Here is a 3,498-nt window from a genome sequence, read left to right as displayed (position 1 = left end):
GCGCAGTGGAAGGCGCGCGGGGTGAAGGGGCGGCTGCTGGTGTTGCGGCCCACGGGGGTGGAGGACGCGGCGAAGCAGCGGGTGGTGGCGGAGGCGAAGCGGCACCTGGGCAAGCCCTACGACGCGCTCTTCGGGTGGGGGGACGAGGCGATGTACTGCTCGGAGCTGGTGCGCAAGGCGTACGCGGCGGGCGCGGGGGTGGAGTACGGGAAGCTGGAGAAGCTGGGGACGCTGGATGTGGCGGGCCTGAAGCGGGAGATTTCGGAGCGCTACCGGGGCCCGATTCCGGTGGACCTGGAGCTGGTGACGCCCGCGAGCCTGGCGGCCGACGCCCGCCTGGAGGTGGTGTACTCGGACTTCCCGGAGGCGCGCCAAGGCGGGGCCCTCACCCTCTGAGGCATCAAGAGGGGAGCAAGCACTCACAGTCGCGGGAAGAGGCCGGTAGGATGGGCGTCATGCGACGCCTTCTTCTGCTGCTGCCACTGTTCGCCCTCGCGGGCTGTAAGGACCCTCAGGATGGGGTGAGGGTCATCGTCCAATCGACCGGCTTCACGCCCCGCTGCATCAAGGTGACCGCGGAGGACGACGCCAGCAAGGAGACGTTGTCCACGAGCCTGCCCGGCAAGAGCAGAGTCGTGGTCGGCATCGTCCTGCCCGAGAAGTGGGGCAAGCAGATCACGATCAAGGCCGAGGCGTTCGAAGAAGCCGTCGAGGAAGGCAAGGCGTGTGAGGGGGACCGCATCAACCACCCCGACGCCACGCCGAGCCAGCAGGTCGCCGTCACCCCCGGCGCCGCGAAGGACGACAAGCCCCAGGAGGTCACCCTGGATCTGGCCGCCACCGATGTGGATGGCGACGGGTATGTCAGTTCCGCCAAGGGTGGCTCGGACTGCAACGATAACAAGGGGCAGGGAGAAGGAATCAACCCGGGGGCCACCGAGCTGTGCAACGACGTGGATGACAACTGCGTTGATGGCAAGGACGAGGGGTTCAATCTGGGAGCCACGTGCACCAGCCCGGATCAGTGCACCGGCACCTTCCGGTGCAACCCCACCAACCCCCAGCAGAACACCTGCTTCACCCCGGACGCCCAGCTGGCGTGGCTGGACATGGACAGGGACGGGCGTGGAGATGCGAAGCAGGGTCAGGTGGTGGTCTGCACCGCCATCCTCCCGGTGGACCGGTTGCCTCAGTCCGCGCCCCACGATGACTGCGACGACAGCAACGCCGCCGTCAAGCCCGGGGCCACGGAGGTCTGCAACGACATTGATGATAACTGCACCGGCGGCCCGGACGAGGGGTTCAATCTTGGAGGAGGCTGCACCGATTCCAGCTCAAGCTGCGCCGGCACCAATGCGTGCAACGTGGCTCTGGGCACGGCCTATTGCAAGCCCAACCCGGGTTCTCCCAGCCTCTATCCTGACGAGGACGTGGACACCTTTGGCCGCACCGCTGGTGGCGTGATCTCCTGCGCGCCCAAAGTCGGCTATGTGTCCAAGAACGGCGACTGCAACGACGGCAACTCCTTCACGAATCCGGATGCTACCGAGCTCTGCGACACCCAGGACAACAACTGCAATGGCTCAACTGATGAGTCACCCGCATGTCCCAATGGGCCTCCCAGCTGGACAGCCCAGGATGTGAATACTGGCGGTGCCGCACTCCGTAGCGTCGCTCTCTACGGGGCGGGTGGCGTCTGGGTCGTGGGACATGATTCAACCCGAGCAGTCAAGGCACCGGGGAGCAGTAGTTTCACCCTAATCCCAGGCAAATGTCTCTCAGATGGAAGCCGCTCCGATATCTACAGCGTCTGGGTGGACACCAATTCAGACACCGCCTACATCGGCGGCCAATTCGGCGTGATTCGCGCACAGAAAGCCAATTCGCCCGACTGCAAGCCTTTCAATTCCCAGGCAACGGACACGACCACGGGGCTCATTGGATTCGTTGAGAACAACGAGTTGCAGATTCTGGGAACCGCCAGCCTCGCGAACGGCACGAATGGTGGAACCTTCCGCTGGAACGGCGTGGCCAACAACCCTACTGGGCAAACAACACACACTGGCGCACCGCTTTTTGATGCGCATGGCACATCGCTGGATCTCACATTCGCTGTAGGCGGAAAGAGCGACGGAACTTCCAACATCCTCCTTCACGTACCGGGTAGCAACACCTGGACGACTCAATCAGGCATTCCTGCGGGAGGAACACTGAACGCCGTCAAGGTCGTCCACGCCAAATTGGCCTATGCCGTCGGCAACACAGGAACATTGCTCAAGTGGAACGGCACCGAATGGAAGTTGGAAGCAGGCCCTGGTAGCACGGAGAACTTCACAGGCGTGCTCTCCTTCGGGGCGAACTCCATCTACATTACGACGGATCTTGGCAAGATCTACCAATACGATGGAGCCACCTGGACCATCGCATCCACGGGAGCTGGACTGTATGACATTGAGGGCAACAATCCTGGGGACATCTGGGCTGTTGGCCTTTTTGGTCGCGTGAGCCATTTCACGTCGGGCCCAGTGACGCCGCCGCTGTCCCCCTGACAGCCGCACCTCCGGGCAGGACTGCTCTTCCCCCCGGAAGTCCCCACGTCACGGTGGAGCCCCTGCGCTCCACCGTGACGTTGTGTTTCAGCGCTTCACCCGCAGGACCTGGAACCCCTTCCCTCCCGTTCCGAAGCCCTTCAGGTTCTCTGCCCGCACCACCAGATCGCCGGAGGCCAGCACGCCCCACACGTCCGCGCGGGCCATGGCCGTGCTCCCGGCCTGCTCGTAGCGCAGGGCCTCCGTCCACGTCGTGCCGTCCGTGCTGGTGAAGAGCCTCGCGTACACGTCCGACGCGGGCTGCACGTCCCCCACGTTCGCCCTCGCCGTGCCCAGCGCCCAGCCGCCTCCGGGCAGGTCCTCCAGCGAATACGCCGGCCCGGGCAGCGTCAGCAGCGCATCCACCCGCCCGCTGGCGTAGACCCGCAGCAGCTTCGGGTGCTCCGGCTCGTACAGCGTGGCCTGTCCCAACAACAGCTCACCGCCGGGCAACACCGTCCCCGTCACCGCGTTGGACGCGTAGCCGCCCATCACCTTCGTCCAGGTGCGTCCTCCGTCCGTGGAGCGCTGCACCGCCGCCTGCGTCGCGTTGCTGCCGAACGTGGCCCACAGCACGCTTCGCGTCGGGTCCGCGTACAACGCCAGGCCGTGCCGGTGCTCCTGGAAGGTGAAGCGCACCGCCCACGTCGCCCCGCCATCCGTGCTCGCCCACAGCCTCAGCGGCGTGCTCGCGGACGTGAACGTCTGGTACTCCAGGAAGAACACCGTGCTCCCCAGCTCCGCGAAGCTCGCCGGGGATGCCGCTCGGTAATTCCCCAGCGCCACCACGTCCTTCCACGTCTGCCCCCCGTCCGTGGAGCGCTCCAGGTGGTAGCTGCCATCACGGCTCATCTGCGCCAGCAGCGTCCCGTCCCGCAGCACCGCCATCACCCAGAACGACGCCCCGCCC

Annotated in this window: 3 protein-coding genes; 2 read left to right on the top strand and 1 reads right to left on the bottom strand. The window is 65.4% G+C overall.

Annotated features, from left to right (window positions below; genetic code table 11):
• Together D7V93_RS40325 and D7V93_RS40320 are read left to right on the top strand one after the other, a co-directional pair.
• Nucleotides 1–396: YiiX/YebB-like N1pC/P60 family cysteine hydrolase (locus tag D7V93_RS40325; protein WP_279636991.1), on the top strand; the 396-nt coding region annotated here is incomplete at its 5' end.
• Between the two features lie 59 nt (nucleotides 397–455).
• A complete protein-coding gene (locus D7V93_RS40320; RefSeq protein ID WP_158623971.1) occupies nucleotides 456–2,549 on the top strand; it encodes a putative metal-binding motif-containing protein in 2,094 nt (697 codons plus the stop codon).
• Between the two features lie 87 nt (nucleotides 2,550–2,636).
• Here the strand turns inward: D7V93_RS40320 and D7V93_RS40315 are convergent.
• Nucleotides 2,637–3,498, bottom strand: an 862-nt coding sequence (locus tag D7V93_RS40315) for a WD40/YVTN/BNR-like repeat-containing protein (RefSeq protein WP_372338418.1), incomplete at its 5' end; no start/stop codon positions are given.

Origin of the sequence: Corallococcus llansteffanensis (assembly GCF_003612055.1) — a bacterium.
GTDB classification, from domain to species: domain Bacteria; phylum Myxococcota; class Myxococcia; order Myxococcales; family Myxococcaceae; genus Corallococcus; species Corallococcus llansteffanensis.
Note: the sequence above shows the minus strand (reverse complement) of the source record. Positions and strands in the feature narration are given on the sequence as shown.